Genomic DNA, 22329 nt, shown 5'->3' with positions numbered 1-22329 from the left:
AGCATTGGTACGTGCTATTAGACCCCTCCTCCACGCTCGACATCGCCTGCATCGGTCTCACCACCATGTTCGATATCAACACGGTAAGACGATTGTCCCCGCCCTTCGACACTACCAATTTCAGGAGATGCATCACTGTCGATACGCTCCGCTTCAGTATCGACGTTCATGGTGCGTGTTGTCTCAACATTCGTTTCGCTTTCAGGACGCTGGGAATCGTCAGGCGAGCGCGCAGGAATTTTCACGCGTTTTTTTGTTGCCATGTCTTGCCTCCAAACTCGCAATTCGTATATGCAATAAACGATAGATCGGATCGGTTTCGACGTTGCGAATCCGCTTACTTGAACTAAAGGCCGCCCTTCTCAGACATGTAATTTTCTGGAAAGAGATCACGTTCTACCAACTCAAGCAGAATGTGGATGATCTTGATATGCATTTCCTGCACGCGGTCGGCATACGCGCCGCCAGGGCTGCAGATGCAAACATCGCACAGGGCCTGCAACGGTGACTCGGGGGAGCCGGTCAAACCGATCACTCGCAGACCCAGCTCGCGCGCCGCTTCGGCGGCAACGAGAATAGACCGACTTTTCCCACTTGTACTAATTGCAAGTAAAACGTCACCGGGACGGCCATGCGCTTGGATGTATCGCGAGAAAACCTGGTCATAGCCATAGTCATTGGCGACACAGGTGATGTGCGTTGGGTCGCTGATGGCAATCGCCGCGACTCCTTGGCGGTTGTTGCGGAACCTCCCCGTGAACTCCTCAGCAAAATGCATCGCGTCGCACATCGACCCGCCATTACCGCACGAAAAAGCTTTGCCCGAGGTGCGGAATGCGTATGTAAGCAGATCGGCAGCAGCTACGATGTCTTGAAGACTGCGCTCATCCTGTAGGAACCGGTTAAGCGCTGACTGCGCGTCCGCCAAGCTATTCTTGACATGTTCGATCATATTTTTGCACTCATGAAATCAATCGTGATTACCCAATTGGTAAACTCTGCAGGCCTAACTAATCTCGATCGGTTGTAGCGTTTTTACGAGGTCATCTAGTATTTTCAGCTGCGAAAGAAACGCCGGAAGCACGCTGGTTGGAAGCGCACTCGGGCCATCGCACTTTGCCGAGCTGGGATCGGGGTGAACTTCAAGAAAGACTCCGCCAAGACCAACGGCGACACCCGCACGAGCCAGCTCAAGTATCTGTGCTCGACGCCCGCCGGACGTCGCACTTGTCGGATCTCGCTGTTGCAGCGAATGGGTGACGTCAAATATGACAGGTGTACCGGGACAGGCCTTCTTCATCACGCCAAACCCGAGCATATCGACGACCAGATTATCGTATCCAAAGCACGTACCACGATCGCACAGGATGAGCTGGTCGTTGCCTGCCTCCCTGAACTTTTCAACGACGAAGGCAACCTGCGTTGGACTCAAGAATTGCGGCTTCTTGATATTGACGACGCGCCCAGTCTTAGCCAACGCGACCACCATGTCGGTCTGCCTCGCCAAAAACGCCGGCAGTTGCAATACGTCTACCGTTTTCGCGACGATATCAGCCTGCCAGGGCTCGTGGACGTCTGTTAAAACTGGAACTCCAAACGTTGATTTGACTCTCTCGAGCATACGCATGCCTTCGTCGAGACCGGGGCCGCGAAACGAATGAATCGACGAACGGTTTGCTTTGTCGAAACTGGCTTTGAACACATAAGGCATGCCGAGCTTCTGTGTGACGCGAAGGAATTCGTCGCAAGTCCGAAGCGCCAGATCAAGCGATTCAAGTACATTGATGCCGCCAAAAATCACCAGCGGAGATTCATTCTCGACATTGATTTGTTCAGTAATCCTGGTCATCGTATGGGAGCGTGTGCGAAACGCTTGGTGGCTTGACTGTTCATGATAGCGCTGACGGTGAAACACCTTCGCGCAGTACAAAACCCTTATTCCATCAGGGCTTGGGCGACGGCCACCTGACCGCGGTAGGCGTCGAAGATGCCGCGCAGGGCGTCCGCCATCGTGGTCGCGGGTGCCCAGCCGAGATCCCGCATCGTGTTTTCGATCTTTGGAACGCGGTTTTGTACATCCTGGTAGCCGGCACCGTAGTAGGCGCCGGAGGTGGTCTCGACGATGTTCACCTTCTGCGCGCCGGCTGCGTATTCCGGGTACTCGGCGGCGAGCTTTAGCATCATGTCGGCGAGGTCGCGGATCGAGTAGTTGTTGGCCGGGTTGCCGATGTTGTAGATCTGGCCCGACGCCTTGCCGTCCTTGTTCTCGATGATCTTCATGAGGGCATCGATGCCGTCGTCGATGTAGGTGAAGGCGCGCTTTTGCATGCCGCCGTCGACCAGCGAGATGGTTTCGCCGCGCACGATGTGGCCGAAGAACTGGGTCAGCACGCGCGAGCTGCCTTCCTTCGGCGTGTGGATCGAATCCAGGCCGGCGCCGACCCAGTTGAAGGGGCGGAACAGGGTGAAGTTCAGGCCTTCCATGCCGTAGCCCCAGATCACGCGATCCATCAGCTGCTTGGAGCAGGCGTAGATCCAGCGCGGCTTGTTGATCGGGCCGTAGACCAGTTCCGAGTTCTCCGGATCGAATTCGCCGTCGTGGCACATGCCATACACTTCCGAGGTCGACGGGAACACCAGGTGCTTTTTATATTTGGCGGCCGAGCGGACGATCGGCAGGTTGGCTTCGAAGTCCAGTTCGAAGACCTTCAAAGGCTGCTGCACGTAGGTCGAGGGCGTCGCAATAGCGACCAGCGGCAGAATCACGTCGCATTTCTTGACGTGGTACTCGACCCATTCCTTGTTGATCGTGATGTCGCCTTCGAAGAAATGCATCCGGGGATGGCCCAGCAGATCGCTGATGCGCTCGGTGCTCATGTCCATGCCATAGACTTCCCAGTCGGTCTTATCGAGGATACGCTTGGAAAGGTGGTGCCCGATAAAACCGTTGACGCCGAGGATGAGGACTTTTTTCATAATTTCTACTACTTAACGAAAGGCTGAATATGGTTGGTACAGGTAGTGTCTAAACTTCTCGCGTCCACTAACGCTTTACTTTTTGTCGACGCTTGATTGATTTTTTCTCTTTTTGCACGTTGGGTTGTTTCAATCTATTCGAATTAGGATTTTTCCGTCGCTTCCAGATTTCTATTATTTTAAAAACTGCCAATAGCAAAAATATGCAGATGACAGAGCCCAAATAGGAAATTAGCAAATCCTCAGTGGGAGCGACGGGTTCTTTACGCATGGCGATTTCCCCAAAGCTTAAGAAGACATATAAGCCGGTGCGCTACACAAGCATGTCGATCATGAACAGCAGGATAAAACCAGCAAAAAACATGGCGGTTTGGACAGGCGTTTCGACGTCTTCATGCGCCTCTACCAGTAGCTCTTCGGTCACCAGGTAAAGTAGCGCAGCGACGCCAAATGCCAGGAGAGCGTCGATGAAGACGGGGGTTACGGCGTTCAATACCCCTACTCCCGCCCCGGCGCCGGCGAGCAATGCGATACCAAGCATTGCCGCGGTGCCGCCGATTCTCAGCGCAGTCTGCCCAACACTGCGCAACGAGGTTGCGCATGACACACCAAGGAAAAACAGTTCGAGGACAAGACCGACGGTCAGCAGAAGGCCCTGCTTTTCTCCTGCAGCGAACGACAGGCCGATCAATGCACCGTCAAGGACGACGTCGACCCCCATTGCCGTAAGCAAGCCACGTGTATCGCGGCCTCCCGAAGCATTCTCCTGTCGATCGCCAAACCATTTCAGGGCGAGCATGAAGGCGACACCGAATGTGAAGCCGATGAACGTCGGCCATGGCAGGCGCCGGTGCACAAGATCAGGCAGCAACTCGACCGCAAGTACGCTGAACACCGTGCCGGCTGCAAAATGCTGGACCGCGCTGCGCAGTCCAGCCCCAGGTTGACGAACGAGCGTAATCAAAGCACCTGCCACCACCGCAATCGCAGGCATGGCAGCGTAGCCCAAGACTTTCGTTAGGGCCGCGCTCATGACGATACCTCCGCCGCGTCCGCTCCCTGATTCTTGGATGACGCAAGGCTCTGATCTGAACCTGCCGTTCCCGAATAGGCGAGCAAGCGCAGGGCATTGATGACGACAAGCAGGGTCGAACCTTCGTGGAACAGGACCGCAGTCCCGATGTTCAGGCCGAAAATGGTAGCCGGGATCAGTACAGCGACGACGCCCAGGCTGACCCAAAGGTTTTGCTTGATGACGCGGCGCGTGCTTCGCGAAAGCCCTACAGCAAACGGGAGCTGGCTGAGGTCGTCGCTCATCAGCGCGACATCCGCCGCTTCAAGCGCGACGTCCGAGCCGGCTGCCCCCATCGCGATGCCAACGGTGGCATTCGCCATGGCCGGCGCGTCATTGACACCATCGCCCACCATCGCGACCTTGCCGTGACGCTCACGCAAAGACTTCACCGTCTCGACCTTTTGCTCGGGCATCAGATCGCCTTTCGCTTCGGTCAGGCCGACGGTGCGCGCAACGGCATCCGCGACCTGTTGATTGTCGCCCGACAGCATGACCAGACGCTCGATGCCGAGCTCCCGCAACTGCTTCATGACAGCCGGCGCCGCCGGACGGGGCGTGTCCATCACACCGATCACGCCCAGGAAGCGTGACCCTTTGCGCACGACCATTGTGGTACGTCCCGATTGGACCAACTTGTCGTTTGCCTGGGAAAGTTCAACTGGCAGCCGCATGCCGTCCAGTTCATCGAAGAGGACAGGTTTGGCGATATAGGTCGTTTCGCCATCGACTGAAGCCTGCACGCCACGGCCGGTCAAACCGCGAACATCCTCTGCGCGCACTGAGCCCGCATCCGCGGAAAGACGTGCACGCCCTCCTTCGACGAGGGCCGATGCCAGCGGATGGTCACTGTGCGATTCGACTGCGACCACCACTGCCAGCAACTCCGACTCGCCCACACCGGGAGCGGGCAGCACATCGGTCAGTTTCGGTCGGCCTTCGGTCAGGGTTCCCGTCTTGTCAAAAGCAATCGAATTGAGGCTTCCCAGATTCTCCAGTGGACCGCCGCCTTTCACCAGAACCCCGCTGCGGCCGGCGCGCGCCACGCCCGATAGCACGGCACTCGGCACCGAAATCGCCAGGGCACACGGACTCGCCGCGACCAGCACTGCCATGGCCCGATAGAAGCTGTCTGAAAAGCTCTCGTCGATGACGAGAAAGGCGAGCATCAGGAGGGCGACCAGTCCCAGGATCACGGGGACGAAAATGCGTTCGAATTTGTCGGTGAATTGCTGTGTGGGTGAACGTTGGGCTTCTGCTTCGGCCACCATCTGCACGACACGCGCCATGGTCGACTGGGACGCGAGGCGCGCCACCATGACGTCCATTGCGCCGGCGCCGTTGATGGTGCCGGCGAAGACCCGGTTATTGGCCTTCACGCGATCGAAAGCCGCGATCGCGGCCTTCCCGTCTTCCACAGGTGACTTGTCGACCGGCACACTCTCTCCAGTGACGGGGGCTTGATTCACACTCGAGGTGCCCTTGACCACGACGCCATCGGCTGGCAGACGCTCATTCGGTTTCACCAATACGATATCGCCAGGCTGCAAGTTTTGGACTGGAACCTCTTCCGTCGTATCTCCCTTCTTTAGCAGTGCAGTTTCCGGAGCAAGCTTGGCCAGTGCTTCGATCGCGCGTCGCGCCCGCCCCATTGCAAAGTGCTCCAGCGAGTGGCCGAGACTGAACAGGAAAAGCAGCAGACCGCCTTCCGCCCATTTGCCCAGCGCCGCCGCGCCGACGGCCGCTACCAGCATCAACGTGTCGATTTCGAAACGGCGTGCAAGGATATTTTCGATGGCTTCCTTGGCCGTAAAAAACCCTCCGCACAGATAGGCGCCGACGAACAACGCCGTCGGCACCCAGCCGGAAGTAGCGCTGCTGCGTTCGACCAGCCAACCGGCGAGTACAAAGGCACCAGCCGCCAAAGCGAAGATTAGTTCGGTATGTTCGCCGAAGATACCGCCGTGCCCGTGTTCATGACCCGCATGGGCGTCTTCCTTCCCATGCTTATGTTCGTGTTCGTCGTGATCGGCATGATCGTGTTCCGGGTGTCCCCGATCCGGTCCGGACGCAGCTTTCGCAGCCTCGACAGGAACCGCCTCTTTCCCGACACGCCCGACAAGATCTTCCAGCTGCGTCTGTGACACACTTCCGCGTTCATACTCCACCCGGATTCTGCCCGATGGCGACACTTCTGCTTCCATCACGCCAGGAACCTGGCGCAAGCGCTCGGCGAACAATCGCGCTTCGCGGGCGTGCAGCGGACTCGGCGTACAGCCAAGATAGTGCGCAACCTTCTCAGTGAGTTGCGCACCAACGGCGCTCACCAGTTCACGCACTCTTCCCACCGTGATGACCGCGGGATCATAGTGCAGGCAGAGCAAGGGAGCTTCCCCTTTGGATGTCTTCACATGGACCCGCTCGACGCCAGGGCGCCCCTGCAGTAGGCCAATGAGCCGGCCGATACATGGATCCCTTGGATCGTCGACTTCCGGCAGCACTAACGGCAATTCCAGCCGTACTCGGTTCAACTCTTCCATTTGCTTACCTTTCTCTCGAAACGGCCAGTATGAAAATGCGATCGCACATGGTCGGTGCTGGATCGCACTAATGAGCTATTCAGTTCTGCTTCGCGATAAATTCGGGCTTGTGAGTGCCAGCGCAATACGGAGAACCCACCAGAACTCGGTCGCGCATCTTCAGCTCAATTCCATCGCCAACAAAAACGTTGACGTACCTTTTACTGCGGAGGTGCTTGAACTGAACTTCGACATACCGTCCCGATGAGCGCTGCTCATCCGTGAGCGACACCAAGCATTCCGGGTGATCGATGGGAGTCTCATTTGGTAGATATATTTTCTGAACATAGCCGACTTGCGCTCCCAAATCGTCAGGGCGATAGGTCGCGCAGCCTGCCAGACCATGCAAAATGATCATCCCTGAAATAATCAAGCTGGTTCTCATTTCACTGATCTCAGCCTACTAAGTTTTTGAGCATCGAATCCATTTCCTTGTATTCGTCAGCGACCTTCTGCAGCAGGAACTGATGCTTGACAGCCTGCTCGGCGAATGCACCTCGTTCCGTGTCCATGTCGACCGTGTTTCCGTCTACCGAACTCTGGACAGGAATGCGATACCTCGGAAAAATATTGGGCTGGCTTTCACTGTTGCTGACGCCGACACCGCAGCGCGCTTTGTCGGCCGCATCGGTGACAGGTGCGGCTTCGAGCAGCGCTTGCTGCATCGCCGCTCGAAAGTCGATGTCACGCGCTTTATAGTTGGGGGTATCGGCGTTGGCGATATTCGAAGCGAGGACGCTTAAACGTCGCTCCGACACCTGGAGCGCCCGCTTCCAGAAATCATCCTTATCCGATTTGGCACCCGTGGAAGGGGCGCACACACCGTTCTTGATGCCGTCCATCTCTCCTCCTTTCAAGTATCGTCAAACAGCACTTACTGTTTCGACGACGAAGTTTCTTGAATCGGTCGCTGCCTTTTCAAGAGCCACGGATACAGCCACCACAGCACCAGGATCATTGAGGCAAACAACGCGCCCACTCCCAGGCCGGCCGGGTGACCAATAACTTCCGCAATCACCAAACTCGTACACAGAGTCAGGGACAGGGAAAGGAAAAACGCGCCGGCCAGCATCTGCTTGCTTGCGACATCCTTGAAATGCACGCGATCCTCAAGCGGGCGCAGCAAACGATGCTGTACGGCTGGCGCGGTGAACAGGATCAAACTCGACAGCGAGCACAAGAAAGTCGCCATGAATATCCACTTTTCCAACTGGACGATCTGACGAAATCCCGACGTAAAAGGGAGTGCGATAAGAAAGCCATTCAAAAGCTGGGCGCCAGGAAGCAGAATGCGCAGCTCATTGAGCATTTCGGTCATGTCCGTTTCGTCGTGTCCGCTGATCGCGGCCCTTGGACACGCTTCTTCAGCATGAGTGGTCTCGCTACATTGACTAGTCATCGTGCACGAACTCCTCAACCTCAACAGGTGTCGTCATGGCAGCCGTCCGGAATTTCCCTGTACCGCTAGCGAACCCGGCGGAGCCCGGCCGGCTGAACGCCACCCAGCTCCGCCCAAGCGCTGCACGCACTAATGCGCCGCCACGGCGTCCTTACCGGCTTGCACCTCGACCTCTTCGTCGTCTTTCCGATGCATGATCCGGTACAGCAGGGGCAGCACCAGCAAAGTCAGCGCGGTTGAGGAAAGGATGCCGCCGATGACGACGGTCGCGAGTGGCCGCTGTACCTCTGCACCGGTACCGGTGGCCAGTGCCATCGGCACGAAGCCGAGCGAGGCGACCAGGGCCGTCATCAAAACCGGGCGCAGGCGGGTCAGCGCCCCCTGAACGATCGCGTCGTCGAGTGGCATACCTTCCTCACGCAGAGAACGGATGAAGGAAATCATCACCAGACCGTTCAGTACTGCCACACCAGACAGGGCGATGAAGCCGACCGCCGCCGTGATCGACATTGGGATGCCGCGCAGCGTCAGCGCGACGATGCCACCGGTTAGCGCGAACGGAATGCCGGTGAACACCAACAGCCCATCCTTCAGGTTGCCGAACATGACGAACAGGAGGGTGAGCACGAGGAACAGTGCGAGCGGCACGACCACTTTCAGACGCTGGGTCGCCGACTGCAGCTGCTCGAAGGTGCCGCCCCAGCTGGTCCAGTAGCCGGCTGGGATCTTGACCGATTTGGCGATCGCCGCCTGCGCCTCGGGCACGAAGCTGCCGACGTCGCGGCCGCGCACATTGGCGCTGACGACGATGCGGCGCTTTCCGTTCTCGCGGCTGACCTGGTTGGGGCCAGGTGCGAACACCAGTTCAGCGACTTCGCCCAGTGGAACGTAGGAAGCTGTGCCGCTCTCCCCGGCCGGCAGCGCGATCGGCAAACGGCGCAATGCATCGATGTCGCTGCGCAGCTCTTCGGGCAGCCGCACGAGGATGTCGAAACGGCGGTCTCCCTCGAACATGATGCCGGCCTGGCGCCCACCGGTTGCGGTAGCGAGGGCTGCCTGCACATCGGCGATGTTCAAGCCATATCGGGCAGTCTTCTCGCGGTCGATGTTCACCGACAGCATCGGCAAACCTCCGGTCTGCTCGACCTTGACCTCGGCCGCGCCAGGGATCTTTTGCAGCACTTCGGCGATTTGCTGTCCAGTCTTCGCCAGCACGTCCATGTCATCGCCGAAGACCTTGACGGCAACGTCGCTACGCACACCCGAGATCAGCTCGTTGAAACGCAGCTGGATGGGCTGCGAGAACTCGAAGGCATTGCCCACATATTTCTCGGACTCCTTCTGGATTGCTTCGACCAGCCCAGCATGGGTCTTCTTCGGCTCCGGCCATTGCGATTCGGGCTTGAGCATGATGTAGCCGTCGGAGATATTCTGCGGCATCGGATCGGACGCGATCTCGGCCGTGCCTGTGCGCGCGAACACGCGGTCGATCTCCGGGAATTTCGCCTTCAGGCCAGTCTCGAGCTTCTCCTGCATGGCCAGCGACTCCGACAGGCTGGTGGCCGGAATACGCAAGGCCTGGATCGCCAGGTCGCCTTCGTTCAGGTTCGGGATGAATTCGCTGCCGAGGCGTGCAGCGAGGAGGCCGGACAGGACCACCAGCACGACACTGGATGCCAGCACGACAGGGCCATTACGCAGCACCTTGTCCAGCACCGGTGCATACCAGTCCTTGGCCTTGCTCATCAGGCGGTTTTCCTTCTCCGCGACGCGCTTGCCTATGAACAGCGCGACCGCGGCCGGCACGAAGGTCATAGACAGGATCATCGCGCCGACCAGTGCCAGGACCACGGCGAAGGCCATCGGGTGGAACATCTTGCCCTCGACGCCGGCCAGCGCGAAGATCGGCAGGTAGACGACCATGATGATCAGCTGGCCGAACAGCAGCGGACGGCGTGCCTCGCGGGCAGCCGCGAACACTTCGTGAAAGCGTTCGTTCAAGGTCAGCTCACGCTTGTGATGCTCTTGTGCGTGCGCCAGACGCCGCACGCAGTTCTCGACGATGACGACCGCGCCGTCGATGATGATGCCGAAGTCGAGCGCGCCGAGACTCATCAGGTTGGCACTGATCTTGTAGGTCACCATGCCCGAGAATGTGAACAGCATCGACAGCGGAATGACCAGCGCCGTGATGATCGCCGCGCGGATGTTCCCAAGGAACAGGAACAGAATCACGATGACGAGAATCGCACCTTCCATCAGGTTCTTCTTCACGGTGGCGATGGCTTTGTCGACCAGGACGGTGCGGTCGTAGACAGGGACCGCCTTGACGCCCGGCGGCAGCGTCTTGTTGATCTCCGCCATTTTGTCCGCGGCGGCCTGTGCGACCACGCGGCTGTTCTCGCCGATCAGCATGAAGACCGTGCCCAGCACCACTTCCTTGCCGTTGGCCGTTGCCGCGCCGGTGCGCAGCTCGCGCCCCAGGCCGACGGTGGCGACATCGCGCACACGGATCGGTACGCCCCGCACATTGCTGACGATGGTGTTGCGGATGTCGTCCAGGGTCCGGACTTGGCCCGGCGCCCGGACCAGGAACTGTTCGCCGCGGCGCTCGACGTAGCCGGCGCCGACATTGCCGTTGTTTTGCTCGATCGCGTCGACCACCTTGGTCATCGTCAGTCCATACGAACTCAGTTTGGCCGGATCCGGCGTGACGTGATACTCCTTCGAGAAGCCGCCGATCGAGTTGATTTCGGTGACGCCGGGAACCTGGCGCAACTGGGGCTTGATGATCCAGTCCTGGATTTCGCGCAGGTCCGTCGGCGTATAGGGCGTGCCGTCAGGCTTCTTCGCACCCGGCGTACTCTCGACCGTCCACAAGTAGATCTCGCCCAGGCCGGTCGAAATCGGCCCCATGTTCGGCGTCACGCCTTCCGGCAAGCCCTCTTTCGCTTCCTGGATGCGCTGGTTGACCAGCTGGCGGGCGAAAAAGACATCGGTGCCGTCCTTGAAGATGACGGTCACCTGCGACAGGCCATAACGCGACAGCGAACGGGTCTGTTCGAGGCCAGGCAGGCCGGCCATGACGGTTTCGATCGGATAGGTGACGCGCTGCTCGACCTCAAGCGGCGAGTAGCCCTGGGCCGACGTGTTGATCTGGACCTGGACGTTGGTAATGTCCGGGACCGCGTCGATCGGGAGGCGCTGGTAGTTGTAGACGCCGATGGCAGCCATGGCAAACACGGCCAACATGACGATCCATCGATGCTCGATGGCGGAGCGGATGATACGTTCAAACATGGTTGTGCTCCTCAATCCTCGTGCTCGGCGCTGCCTTTGCCCTGCTCCGCCTTTAGGACGAAGCTGCCAGTTGCGGCATAGGCAGTGCCGGCAGACAGGCCTTGCAGGATTTCGGCGTGCTCCTTGTCAGTCGCGCCAACCACGACCGGCTGGGCCTTGAAGCCTTCCAATGTCTGGACAAACACGACCGGCTTGTCCTCGACGGTCTGCAACGCATCGCTTTGCACGGTGACGGCCGCGCGCTTGGTGCTCTGCACCAGCGACACGTTGACGAACAGGCCCGGGCGCCAGGCCAGTGATGGGTTGACCAGTTCGATACGGGCGGTTGCAGAACGGGTCTGCTCTCCGACCAGCGCACCGACGTAGGTCACCTTGCCAGTTGCACTAAGGTCGGCTGCGGCCGCCTTGACCGTCGCGGTTTCGCCGACCCGCACCACATTCAAGTCCTTCGGCGTGACGACGACGTCGACCCATACATGCGAAAGATCCGACAGCAGGAACACATTGGCGTCTTCCTTGAGCGCCTCGCCCAGGCTGATGTGCTTTTCGACGATGACGCCATCGAACGGCGCACGCAATTCATAGCGGTTCAATGCCCCCTTGCCGGATCCAACGCCGAGTGCGCTCAGCTTGGATTGCGCATTGTTCGCGGCGATACGTGCTTCCTCATAGGCCTGCTGCGCCTGCAGGTAATCCTGCTGGGCCGAGATCTTGTCTTCCCACAGCTTCTTTTCACGCTGGTAGGTGGTGCGCGCCAGGTCCAGACGCGTCGTTGCCGCGTTCAGCGTGCTGCGCAATTCGGCCAGCTCAGGACTGGAGATCACGGCCAGTACCTGCCCCTTCTTCACCGTCTGGCCCAGCTCCGCTTGCACCGAATCCGCGATCCCTGGGACGCGCGGGACGATGTGCGCAGTTCGGTCCTGGTCGAAGCGGACTTCCCCAGGCAATTGGACGGACGCTTCGATCGTTTCCGGAGCGGCGGTCGCCAGCTTGATCCCCGCCTGCTGGATTTGCTGAGCCGTCAGTCGAACGAGTCCCTCCTCGCCCGCATGGTGCTCGCCGCCTTCTTTAGGTGCGGCTTTACCAGCTGCCGCCTGAGGCACTTCCTTCTTGCTTTCGGTGTCAGCAGCTTCACCGGGATCCTTCTTCCAGAACAGGATGGCAGCGCCGAGGATCACGCCGACGGCAACGATCGCCAGCACGGACTTGGTCGATTTGTTTTGATTGATGTACTTCATTTGGATGTTCTTTCAGTGGAATTCACGCCGGTGCCTGTAATCGGGACGTAACGTTCGATATCTGCGATCGAGCGGTAGCGGTCGGAGAGCGCGCGGAGGTACTGGGTCTTGGTTTGAAACAGCGTACGCTGGGCGTCGAGCACGTCGGTGAACGCGAATTTCCCCATCTCGAAACCGGTGACCGCGGCGTCGTAGGCGCTTTGGGCAGCTGGCAGCACCTGGTCGCGGAGGGTGACCGTTTGCGTCGACGCCACCTCGGCGCGCTGGTAGGCATCGGCAAGCACCTGCGTGAGACGAAGCTGCTCGGCCTCGAGGTCGTCCCGTGCCTGGTCGGCGCGGCGCAGCGCGGAGAGGATGTTGCCTTGGTTACGATTGAACAGCGGCAGCGGCAACGACAGGCCAACCACACCCTGGGTACGGCCAAGCTCGCGCTCGCGCTGGGAGCCGAGCGTGACCGTCACGTCCGGAATGCGCTGCGCCCGCTCGAGCTTGACCTGAGCGTCCCGTCCGGCTACCGCCGACTGCGCGCGGCGCAATTGCGGCGAGCTTGCCAGCCGTTCCGCCAGCTCGGGCCAAGCAGGCAAGCGGCCGAAGGTGTCGGGAACCTGCAGGGACTGATCGAGTGGACGTGGGCTGGCCCACAGCGCGGTCAGCCGGCGCTTGGCCAAGGCCAGGTCGGCCTCGGCCTGGGCCAGCTCCAGCCGCACGGCAGCCTCTGCGACGCTCGAACGTGTCTGCTCGACCGGCGAGATCTTGCCCGCGGTGACGCGCCGGCTGGTGACATCGGTCGATTTATGGGCCAGTTCAAGAGAGGCCTGGGCCAGTGCGAGCCGCTCCTGCGCTGTCAGCGCTTCCATATAGGCGGTAATTACATCGGCGCGCAACTCCGCGCGTCTGGCATTCACGTCGTCGATGGCGACGTTGCGCTCCTGTTCGGCCACAGCAATGCGTGCACCGCGCTTGCCGCCCAGTTCGATCACCTGGTTGATCTGGGTCGTTTCGGTACGCGTGTTGCGATCCGTCCCCTCCGAGAGAAAAGACAGCTCCGGGTTCGGACGGGCGCCCGCTTGTTGTACCGCACCCTCGGCAATGCCGATCGAACGTGTAGCGGACCGCAATGCCGGGTTGGCGGACAGTGCCAGTTGAATCGCTTGCTCCAGCGTGAGCGGTGAAGCCGGGACGCCCGCCTGGGGCGCCGCTACAACAGGCGTAGAACTACTTTGCTGCCCGATAGCATGGGCAGCCGGAAACGCGGCCTGCAGCAGCAGGACCGTCGCTCCCAGCACAATGTGCTTGGATTGCATGATGACTCCGAAGACTATTAAGGGGAAATAGCCGGCGGCAGCCCCCACACACCGTCAACGGTGCGCGGCAATGCGTTTCAGATGAAAGGTCGCAAAAAAGGTCAGCCGCAGGATCAGGCGCGGCCGGTCCACTTGGGACGATAAGGACGAGAGGGAACGACGGAGTCGGGAGAAACGAGCGCCGTGACGACGGCGTCGCTAGTGTTGTCCATCAGAGGGCAAGAATCGGCAAGATCGGGAGCGGCGAGCGCAATGTGCACGTACGCGCAGTGAGCGTCGTGTGCAGTGAGCTTCTTGCTCGACGGAGACTTGTCCTTGGCAGCCAGCGACAACTCGTCGGCACTGCTGTTGTGCTGATGGTGCCCAAAGTGGTTTGATGCTCGGCCCGCCTCGTGCATGCAATACGCGCTGACGACGTTCCAAGTAAACTGGAAGGTCATCACTGCTAGCAAGATGAGAACGAAACGGCGGGCCATAGTGTGGCCAGTATAGCGCAGATCTAACTTTCGAGGCAGTGGTTTGGTGTGAGTCAACCTGGCATCGACGCCCGTTCGGCGAGCGCAATGCCGCGCACTTTGCGAACCAGCCTTTTGCCATGTATCGTGCCTGACCAATGGCGACCTGTCGATCTTCGAAAGCGGCGCAATACTACTGCATCTATGGGACAAGATCGCAGTGCTGCTGCCGAGCGATGCACGGGAGCGTTACGAGGCGGTCAATGGTTGTTCGCGCGCTGGCGGCGGTCGAGGCGGCGAGCCAGCCGTTCTCGTTCTTCAAGTTCACCGGCGGCACCGTGCATCCTACGTTGCCGTAGGTATGAGCGATGAGGGAAGTGTGAGAAAAGTCGTCATGCCAAGACCGAACAATCCAGCACAGGCCGTCGCCTTACTCAATGTAGCATAGAACAACTAATATATTTATATTATCGTTCTACATATGTAGCTGTGATAGACGAAGAGACCCTAAGTCGACGAGAGCAAAGCGTTGGCGCGCGCAAGGTTGTTGGCGCGTCGTCCAAATTGAAGGTGCCCAGATCTGCCAAATCTTTACGGGTATCAACGCACGGTCGGCATTCTCTCCGTGCTCATTAAGGCGACTTGTACGCACGCCCGTTGCGCGGCTGCGCTCCCTTAGCATTAGCCTAGTTCTGGATTTTAGCGCTCGGCGCACGGCAAGAACGCTTATCGTCTTGATGTCAAATTAATGCAGGTGCGACGAGGTCCAGCCGAATGACGCCTAGAGGATGTGGTGCAGGTTGCGCAGCGTGATGTCGGCATCGACGCGGATGCGGCGCCACAGGGAAGGCGCAACATCGTTCATACTGACGTGGATGGTGAGGATTTGTGCCGGTTTTGCCATGGGTGGAAAAAACGGTGATTAAGCTGGCCGGCGAGGCGCGCGGCTAAGAAGCCTCATTGGATCTCGATTAGCCGCTGCCTGCCACTACCTTTTCTGGCTTTGTTCGATCAGCCTCTTCTTCTGGCTTATCCGATACTTACAAGCCGGGAAGTTGTTACAGTCGAAGTAAGGGCCGTACTGTCCGGGCTTTTTGATCAGTGAACCGACTTGGCACTTCGGACATATGTTGTCCTCGGCGGGGTTACCATCGACGTCTGCGAGTTTAACGTTACTGTCCAGGACCAGCTCAGTTACGAAGGGCGAGAGCCGTCCTTCTACTGTGACCATGACAACCTGCCTACGCGCTCGTGTCAGTGCCACGTAAAACAAGCGGCGTTCCTCGGCGAATGGGAACGTATCGCCAGATGGCATAGCGAGCTGTAAAACCGGGTCATCCTGTATCGTGCTGGGGAAGGAATATGCACCACGGACCATGCGCGGAAGGATGATGTAATCGGCTTCAAGCCCTTTAGACGAATGCACCGTCTTGAACGTGAGATCAAGGTAGTGCTTATACTTCTGGACCAGTTCGTAGGGCAGAAATTCAGCTTCCTTGCGATAGCGTCCGAGCAGGAAGACAGACACCTTGCCCTTTGAATTAATTGGCACGTCACCTGTAGCTATGGATATGCAGAGTTCACCAAGAAACTTGTCAATTGCGGGGAGAATTTTTTTGTCGTCTTTAACCTGCAAACCTCTGACGGCAGGAGGAAACTCGGCGTTGGTGGAAGTGACCTTTTTCGGGATCTGAACAGGGTTCTTCTGCACGAACCTGCTGGAGATGTCGCAGAGCGATTGCGGACATCGGAACGTGCGTTCAAGTCGAACAGTCTTGCCTTTGCCGAACCAGCGGTCAAAGTCGGTCATGACTGAGATGTCAGCTCCAGCAAATCGATTGATGCCCTGCCAGTCGTCACCTACGGCGAACAAGAATTTGTGCGGCTTTTTCACCAGCGCACTGGCAAGACGCGCCCTTGCTTTTGAAGCATCTTGGAACTCATCAACCATCACCAGGTCATAAGGTGAATCGTATCGCCCACCTTCAATGTGGTCAGCCGCGATGTTGAGCATGTCGTCAAAGTCAATGCAGTCCCCCTGCGTTAGCGACGCCTCCCATGCTGCTCTGATTTTTTTAAACAGATCTAGGAACATCTCATGGCGGTAGATGAACGCGCCAACATGAGTAGCTCTTAATCGTACGCGCAGGTCTGCATCACTCAACAGATTGCCTTTCACGTGCGTCAGGAAGGTGCGGAACACCTTCACCAGCTCGTGATGCTCGATCACCTTCCGACCTACAACAGGGCGGTCAGGGTTCGGGTCTAGAATGATGCCGCGCCGAGTCAATGCATCTTCAAGAATGCGGAAAGCTTTACCTGAACGAAGGTCTGCCGATGTCGTCTCAACGAGCTGGGTTTTGTGCTTCGCGTGTAGTTCGCGCTTCCACTTCACACCTTCAGCGTAGCCCTTGAATTCAGGTGGCGCCTCCCCCTTCTCGTTCAGTGCGAAATGCTCGTGGTAGAGATTTACGTCGCAGTAGAAAAAGTCCGGTTGATAGGCTCCGTGCGTTGCATCAGCCGTGTCAACGACGTAGCGTGGTTCATATGAAAAATTGACGCCATTGTAGTACAGCCAGTCTGCGATTAAGCGCTCACCGTGGCTCTTTACTACCCTGCCATCGAGCGTGCGGAAACCAGACTTCTTGGTATCGCGGTCGTAATCCTCGGGGGCTTCTTCTTCGCTGCCGAACTTCGGTAAATCTCGGCTGAACACGACCCTGAACAAGTCCCATGACGTGCGAAAATGGGGGTCATTATCTTTGAGCGAATCGATGAGTTCAGACATATGCTCAAGGTCCTTGCCCTGATCTAACCAGGGAGCAAGCCGTGGCTTTTTACCTGCCGCAGTTCCAATGACCGACAACCCGAACGCATGGAAGGTCTGTGCACGAATTTTGTCAGCGGGAATATTGAACTTGCCGAGTCTTTCAACGATGCGCTCCTGCAGTTCCTTCGCTGCTTCGGTGTTGAACGCAAGCAAAAGAATGCGCTCTGGCTGCACATGGCCGCGGTGAACAGCGTAACCGGCTTTCGCTACCATCGTGGAAGTCTTGCCAGAACCTGCGGAAGCAATCGTCAGAACACGATTTTCAAAGCATAGGACAGCCAAGGCTTGGTCAGGCGTCAGTTTAGATTTTTCGACTTGATCTAGGAATTCAGCGCACTCGCTCAGTTCGGTTTGAAGGTGGTGTTCGTTGAGCTGCACTACAAGCTGGTTCAGGTCGGTGTTCCATAGCTTTACAGCAGCGTGCTCCTCAGTTCCCTTGCCATCGTAGTACTGCTTAACGCGTGGTTCTTGAAGAACGTGTGCGAGGCTGAAATTGAGTGGCAGACTAGGACGTGCAGTGCTCCAGTCGCCTAAGGTGTCACGCGAGAGCCATCTGTGCTGCTGCTTGTGCCGTGCAACTGACGAGCCAACGAATTTGGACCAGCGAACCACCGTCGCTAGGAACTCATCAACCTGCTTGAAAATTTCCTTGCGCCGCACTTCGTCCGCATAGAACTCAATCCGAGCATTACGGATATGTACCGACATGTCGGCTGCTTGACCGTTAGGAATGCCATCAACAAAAATGGGAGCGATGCCATCAGGTTTGTATGAGACGGAAGACCAGAACCGCCCCTTCTCGATGACCAGGCTGACGGCGCTACCGATGCTTGAAACGTGAGACTTTCCATCAAGTTCAAACGTTACCGATTCACCATCAAGGGTGAGTGTCCATGGTCGGCTCTTCGTGAAGAGTTCCCCAAGTGGCGTAGAAGCCCAACTGCGTTTCAATTCGTGTCCTTAACCAGTAAGATTAGTGCCGTAGGGCAACCCGGTATCTTACGATTTATTCATGAACGCGGATAGGCAGAAGTCATGAAAGTTGGGGGAAATCCGACACATTAGATCCACGTATCTACTTTGATCAAAGTGATTTTTGGATAGATTGCTTGCGCTGATGAGTCTGACCAGGTTGGGAATCATTCCTGCGGCCGCGGTACTTTTAAAGTCCCCTTCTTCCGCTGATAGGCCATCGTCTCAAACAGGAAGTCGCACACCGTCTTAGCTGCGTTGACGGCTAGTTTGGCATGGTGCCGTGCTGGCTTGTAAGAAGTGGCGTGTGCGTCCGACATCTTGTTTCTCATGGTGGCTAAGCCGTGGATGATAGAACTCAAGCCAGTGAGAACCTGTTTTAGTGCGTCGGAGATGTCCTTGCGGCTGGGGTCAAGGTTCAATAGCGTGCGAACCCGGTTGTAGGTCTTCACAAGGTCGCCGTCTGGATCTGATGCTTTCGGGTCCAGTTCCTTTTCAATGCTTGTCAGAAGCGTCTCTACAAGGGAACGTGCGTTGGTGATCGCGCCTTCGTAGTCTTCCCCCTGAATTTTCTGTCTGCACTTCTCGATCTGCTCTTCAATCCCGTTTTCAGCATCCACCTGTACAGGCGCGTCGACTGTAACCAAGTTACTTTTCTGGACGAGCCGATAGCTACTACCCTGCTTTAAAGCTTTCAAGTTGTCGAAGCTCAGCAGTCCATTGAGCATTTCAAGACATGCGTCGTGGTCCTGATGCTCCACCATACCAGTGCGCTCGTTTGAGCCAGTTGCGCTGATCGAGCAGACTAGTAAATACGTTGGCGATGGCGGGCGTGCCGTTGAGCTCCTTTAGCTTGTTCTCCGTATATATGAAGCGTGTCGGGAAGCCATGCCCGTATTCTTCTGAGAACCCGAAGTTGTTGAAGAACCGAATCAAGACCGGACCTGAGCGATACGGCCAAGGTTTCGTATCACCACTGACCATTTTGGCAACACGCTCGAGAGTGAAGGGAGATATGTGCATGAGCCAATGTTATGCCACAACGGAAGAAGAGTGAAAACAAGCGCGCCGATCTAATTCAGCATATTGTCAACGTCCTTGGTCACGCAACAGCCGTGTCGGGGTCCTTCTAGCAGGTTGCCAAAGTGCAGTGATCTGACGCTCATATGAGCTTGGACAGGCTGTCCTAAGTTACCACTGAACGTTAAAGGGATTTCCTGCCTACCATGGGTAGCCTGCTTCCAGCCGCTAGCTTGTCGATAACATCTCGTCCGCCACACCAACCTATGCAAGGCATTGTCGAGAGTCTTTCAGAGCTACATCCAAAAGATTGCGCTCGAACTGCTAGCGCAGACGACTTCCTGGTGGCTTCACTTTCGGCTGCGCTACGTTCGCCCTGCGCGGCTCATCCTCGTTTGGCGGCAGAGATATGTCGAGTTCACTGAAAAACTCAGCCAGCGTCATACCTAGGACGTGACATATGTTTGCCAAAACACCAATTGATGGATTGGCAACTCCACGTTCAATTTCTGATATGAACTGTCGGGCTATGTGTGCCTCTGCAGCCAGCGTGAGCTGACTTACATTTGCACGAATTCGAGACTCCTTCAGCCTGTCGCCGACGGCTAAGCTCACTAGATTTCTTGCCTCTGTCGCTTTTGCAGGCGTTGTCGTCATGCGCACGATAATGCACGTCAGCCCGACTTCTGACGACCTACTATACATGACAAATACTTGTCGTGTATAGTTTGCAATATGCGGCGCGCCGGACACGAAGGAGACGTCGTGCCGCACGGATTCCGTACACTCGACGCCGGCTCAGCCGATAGACTCGCCTCTCAAATTCGCTCAAGGACCGACGTGTTTTACGCTTATAAAAAATCAGAAGATATCGAAGGGATGGAAGTACTTAGCGCGCTATCCGGTCAGCCTGGCCTGCGCAGCTATCCCTTCGTCGAGATACCTCTAAATACTCATCTCTTTCATCTTGATGTCGCTCCAATCGATGACGAAAGCATGTGGCAACGTTTCATTTTCGATACGCTCGACAATGTTATCGAATTTCTTGCTGCAGAAAAGATACGAAAATTCAGAATTTATGTTCAAACAAGGCGGCAGGTTGACTCAGATTACCAACTGAAGCGCATTGTTGAAATATCCGAAGGATACGCGATCAACGGCGAGTCGGCGTATATATTTTCCTGTGCAAATGGCTCGATCGAAGTTGGGGGATTTAATGATTTAAGGCAGAGTGACATTGTAAGAGTTTCGAGTTTGTGGACGGAGACTCGGGCCGACATATGACGTCACAAAAACCATCAAAACTTGTGGTTGAAAATATAAAATGAGGGGAGGAGCAGTGGAATACAACTGTAACAAGTGCGGAAGTTCTAACACGCAGAAAATATCAGCGATCGTTAGTGGTGGCACCAGCCACGGTCACTCAACGTCCAGCGCGACGACTGTGGGCATGGTGGACGGGAACTTAGCGGTCGCTGGTACGAAAGGTTCGACATACACGACCATGGAAACGGAACTGGCTAAAAAATTAGCGATGCCGACCAAGCGTACCGAGAGTTGGATATTTTATGGTTTGTTTTTTGGGGGCGTATTTGCATGGATCGGAGGGACAATCATCGGATTTTTAGGTGGCTTAATTTTTAATTCGACTATAGGTGTCATTTCAGCGTTAATTGCCGCCACCTGTATATTTTTTCACTGTCTCAAGCATTATCGTAACAGCGCAAAAAACAACGAAAAATACAATAGGCTGGAGTATCCGCAAGCGAAGGAGCAATGGAATCGCAGTTTTTATTGCCACCGTTGTGAAAACGTTTTCGCGCCACGATCTTAAATAAAAAGTATCTACTGATCGACGATAGCTCCCTTCTATACGGCTACTAGAGCGTGCGTTTAATACAACTGAACATTTCCCGGCTTAGATTGATTGACAAATGAATAAAAATTATGAGTTACGTCGCAGGTTCGGATTATTGGCCGTAAGTGCTGTTGCGGCTGCATTGACCGGGTGCGGCGGCGGTGGCAGCTCGGCACCGACCACGAGCACCCCAGTCGCAACCGCTCCGAACGATTTGACCCCGACAACCCCCGTGCCCCCGGTCAGCACCGTGCAGGCAGCTGAGCTGCAAACCGCTTCGCCAGCAGCGTACCCGGCTGGCAGCGTGCAAGCGGTCGCCTTCAACGAATTCAACGCCTTCCGCGCCATCGAAGGCCTCGGCCCGGTCCGCCAGAACGCCAACATCGACATCGCGGCCAAGAACCACGCTGCCTACGTCCAGACCAACCAGAGCGGCGGCGACGCGCACCACGAAATCGCGGGCAATCCGGGCTTCACCGGCGCCGAGCCGGGCGATCGCGTGAACGCGGCCGGTTACGCCAGCATCTACACCACCGAAGTCATCGCCTTCGAGGGTATCCAGATGACGTCCGTGCAAACCCTGCTGAGCACCGTGTACCACCGCAACGCCATGATGGTCCAAGGCCTGACGGACGCCGGCATCGCACCGGGCAACGACAGCGGTCCGACCTACATCGATGCGGGCTACATCAAGCAGCAGAAGAACGCTGGTGACTACGTGGCCGTGTACCCGTACGACAAGCAGACCGGCGTGCCGATGACGCACCACACCGAGTCGCCGAATCCGTTCTACCAGGAATTCGACATGACGCAGGCGAACGTCTGCGCCAAGACCAGCTACCCGATCAACATCGCCACCGAAGCCAGCACGATCCTGAAAGTGACCTCGTTCACCGTGACAGCAGAAGGACAGAGCACCCCGCTGGACGTTCGCCTGATGACCCACGACAGCAACGATCAGAATAAGCTGTACCTGAACGCCAACGTCGCCTTCATTGTCGGCAAGGCACCGTTCACGCCGGGCACGAAGTACACTGTTCACTTCGTCGGCACCGCCACCGGCAAGGCGACCGGCACCGCAAATGGTCTGGCGATCGACAAGACCTGGACCTTCACGACCGACACCAAGGACGCAATGGGCTGTTCATAACAGCCGAAAAGGCACACAGACGTTATGTGAGTGCGCATATGAATGAAGATGATGAGCTCGACTATCTGAACGTGCCTTCAGATTTTCCTCGCCCCGTTTCTACAGGCATAGTTCCCGGAAATCAGCCGAAGTTTATAGTAACGAACTACCACGGCAGGTTTTACTTACCAGGGTGT

The 22329-nt window shown here is 57.1% G+C and carries 20 protein-coding genes; 3 read left to right on the top strand and 17 right to left on the bottom strand.

Annotation, left to right across the window (positions count from 1 at the left end; genetic code table 11):
* Positions 1 to 17: 17 nt before the first annotated feature.
* From QPK32_RS08665 to QPK32_RS08585, 17 genes are all read right to left on the bottom strand, one after another.
* On the bottom strand, positions 18 to 263 hold the full coding sequence (locus tag QPK32_RS08665) for a hypothetical protein (RefSeq protein ID WP_290412391.1): 246 nt from the start codon (positions 261 to 263) through the stop codon (positions 18 to 20).
* Between the two features lie 83 nt (positions 264 to 346).
* Positions 347 to 952: an SIS domain-containing protein gene (locus QPK32_RS08660; RefSeq protein WP_290412390.1), complete on the bottom strand. Its 606-nt coding sequence runs from the start codon at positions 950 to 952 to the stop codon at positions 347 to 349.
* Positions 953 to 1006: 54 nt separating this feature from the next.
* Positions 1007 to 1849: a 3-deoxy-8-phosphooctulonate synthase gene (kdsA, locus tag QPK32_RS08655; protein ID WP_290412389.1), complete on the bottom strand. Its 843-nt coding sequence runs from the start codon at positions 1847 to 1849 to the stop codon at positions 1007 to 1009.
* Positions 1850 to 1935: 86 nt separating this feature from the next.
* On the bottom strand, positions 1936 to 2976 hold the full coding sequence (locus QPK32_RS08650) for a bifunctional UDP-4-keto-pentose/UDP-xylose synthase (RefSeq protein WP_290412388.1): 1041 nt from the start codon (positions 2974 to 2976) through the stop codon (positions 1936 to 1938).
* Positions 2977 to 3289: 313 nt separating this feature from the next.
* Positions 3290 to 4009, bottom strand: coding sequence for a ZIP family metal transporter (locus QPK32_RS08645; protein ID WP_290412387.1), 720 nt, complete (start codon positions 4007 to 4009; stop codon positions 3290 to 3292).
* The gene (locus tag QPK32_RS08640) at positions 4006 to 6588 is read right to left on the bottom strand and encodes a heavy metal translocating P-type ATPase (protein ID WP_290412386.1); all 2583 of its coding nucleotides are present in this window, start codon (positions 6586 to 6588) and stop codon (positions 4006 to 4008) included. Before QPK32_RS08640 ends, QPK32_RS08645 begins: the two co-directional genes overlap by 4 nt.
* A gap of 79 nt (positions 6589 to 6667) precedes the next feature.
* On the bottom strand, positions 6668 to 7012 hold the full coding sequence (locus tag QPK32_RS08635) for a hypothetical protein (RefSeq protein ID WP_290412385.1): 345 nt from the start codon (positions 7010 to 7012) through the stop codon (positions 6668 to 6670).
* Positions 7013 to 7022: 10 nt separating this feature from the next.
* The gene (flgB, locus tag QPK32_RS08630; protein ID WP_290412384.1) at positions 7023 to 7469 is read right to left on the bottom strand and encodes a flagellar basal body rod protein FlgB; all 447 of its coding nucleotides are present in this window, start codon (positions 7467 to 7469) and stop codon (positions 7023 to 7025) included.
* A 32-nt stretch (positions 7470 to 7501) separates the two neighbouring features.
* The gene (locus tag QPK32_RS08625) at positions 7502 to 7945 is read right to left on the bottom strand and encodes a DUF6328 family protein (RefSeq protein ID WP_290412383.1); all 444 of its coding nucleotides are present in this window, start codon (positions 7943 to 7945) and stop codon (positions 7502 to 7504) included.
* Positions 7946 to 8155: 210 nt separating this feature from the next.
* On the bottom strand, positions 8156 to 11326 hold the full coding sequence (locus tag QPK32_RS08620; protein WP_290412382.1) for a CusA/CzcA family heavy metal efflux RND transporter: 3171 nt from the start codon (positions 11324 to 11326) through the stop codon (positions 8156 to 8158).
* Between the two features lie 11 nt (positions 11327 to 11337).
* Positions 11338 to 12564 (bottom strand): efflux RND transporter periplasmic adaptor subunit, encoded by a 1227-nt coding sequence (locus QPK32_RS08615; protein ID WP_290412381.1) that lies wholly within the window; start codon positions 12562 to 12564, stop codon positions 11338 to 11340.
* Positions 12561 to 13868: a TolC family protein gene (locus QPK32_RS08610; protein WP_290412380.1), complete on the bottom strand. Its 1308-nt coding sequence runs from the start codon at positions 13866 to 13868 to the stop codon at positions 12561 to 12563. The genes QPK32_RS08615 and QPK32_RS08610 overlap by 4 nt, the downstream gene beginning before the upstream one ends.
* Positions 13869 to 13981: 113 nt before the next feature.
* Positions 13982 to 14344 carry a hypothetical protein gene (locus tag QPK32_RS08605; RefSeq protein WP_290412379.1) on the bottom strand — a complete coding sequence of 121 codons (363 nt, stop codon included), beginning with the start codon at positions 14342 to 14344 and terminating at the stop codon, positions 13982 to 13984.
* 760 nt (positions 14345 to 15104) lie between these two features.
* Complete coding sequence (locus QPK32_RS08600; protein WP_290412378.1) at positions 15105 to 15227, bottom strand: hypothetical protein; 123 nt, start codon at positions 15225 to 15227, stop codon at positions 15105 to 15107.
* An 84-nt stretch (positions 15228 to 15311) separates the two neighbouring features.
* A complete protein-coding gene (locus QPK32_RS08595) occupies positions 15312 to 18104 on the bottom strand; it encodes a UvrD-helicase domain-containing protein (protein WP_290412377.1) in 2793 nt (930 codons plus the stop codon).
* Positions 18105 to 18292: 188 nt separating this feature from the next.
* Complete coding sequence (locus tag QPK32_RS08590) at positions 18293 to 18889, bottom strand: abortive infection family protein (RefSeq protein WP_290412376.1); 597 nt, start codon at positions 18887 to 18889, stop codon at positions 18293 to 18295.
* A gap of 580 nt (positions 18890 to 19469) precedes the next feature.
* Positions 19470 to 19802 carry a helix-turn-helix domain-containing protein gene (locus QPK32_RS08585; RefSeq protein WP_290412375.1) on the bottom strand — a complete coding sequence of 111 codons (333 nt, stop codon included), beginning with the start codon at positions 19800 to 19802 and terminating at the stop codon, positions 19470 to 19472.
* A 108-nt stretch (positions 19803 to 19910) separates the two neighbouring features.
* On the opposite strand from QPK32_RS08585, the gene QPK32_RS08580 reads away from it, so the two are divergent.
* The 3 genes from QPK32_RS08580 (at position 19911) to QPK32_RS08570 (ending at position 22153) form a co-directional block, all read left to right on the top strand.
* Positions 19911 to 20429 (top strand): hypothetical protein, encoded by a 519-nt coding sequence (locus tag QPK32_RS08580; protein ID WP_290412374.1) that lies wholly within the window; start codon positions 19911 to 19913, stop codon positions 20427 to 20429.
* A gap of 220 nt (positions 20430 to 20649) precedes the next feature.
* The gene (locus QPK32_RS08575; protein WP_290412373.1) at positions 20650 to 20979 is read left to right on the top strand and encodes a hypothetical protein; all 330 of its coding nucleotides are present in this window, start codon (positions 20650 to 20652) and stop codon (positions 20977 to 20979) included.
* Between the two features lie 328 nt (positions 20980 to 21307).
* The gene (locus QPK32_RS08570) at positions 21308 to 22153 is read left to right on the top strand and encodes a CAP domain-containing protein (RefSeq protein ID WP_290412372.1); all 846 of its coding nucleotides are present in this window, start codon (positions 21308 to 21310) and stop codon (positions 22151 to 22153) included.
* Positions 22154 to 22329: the final 176 nt, after the last annotated feature.

The organism is Massilia sp. YIM B02763 (assembly GCF_030412015.1).
Taxonomy (GTDB): Bacteria; Pseudomonadota; Gammaproteobacteria; order Burkholderiales; family Burkholderiaceae_D; genus Telluria.
This window is presented reverse-complemented; position numbering and strand designations above follow the sequence as displayed.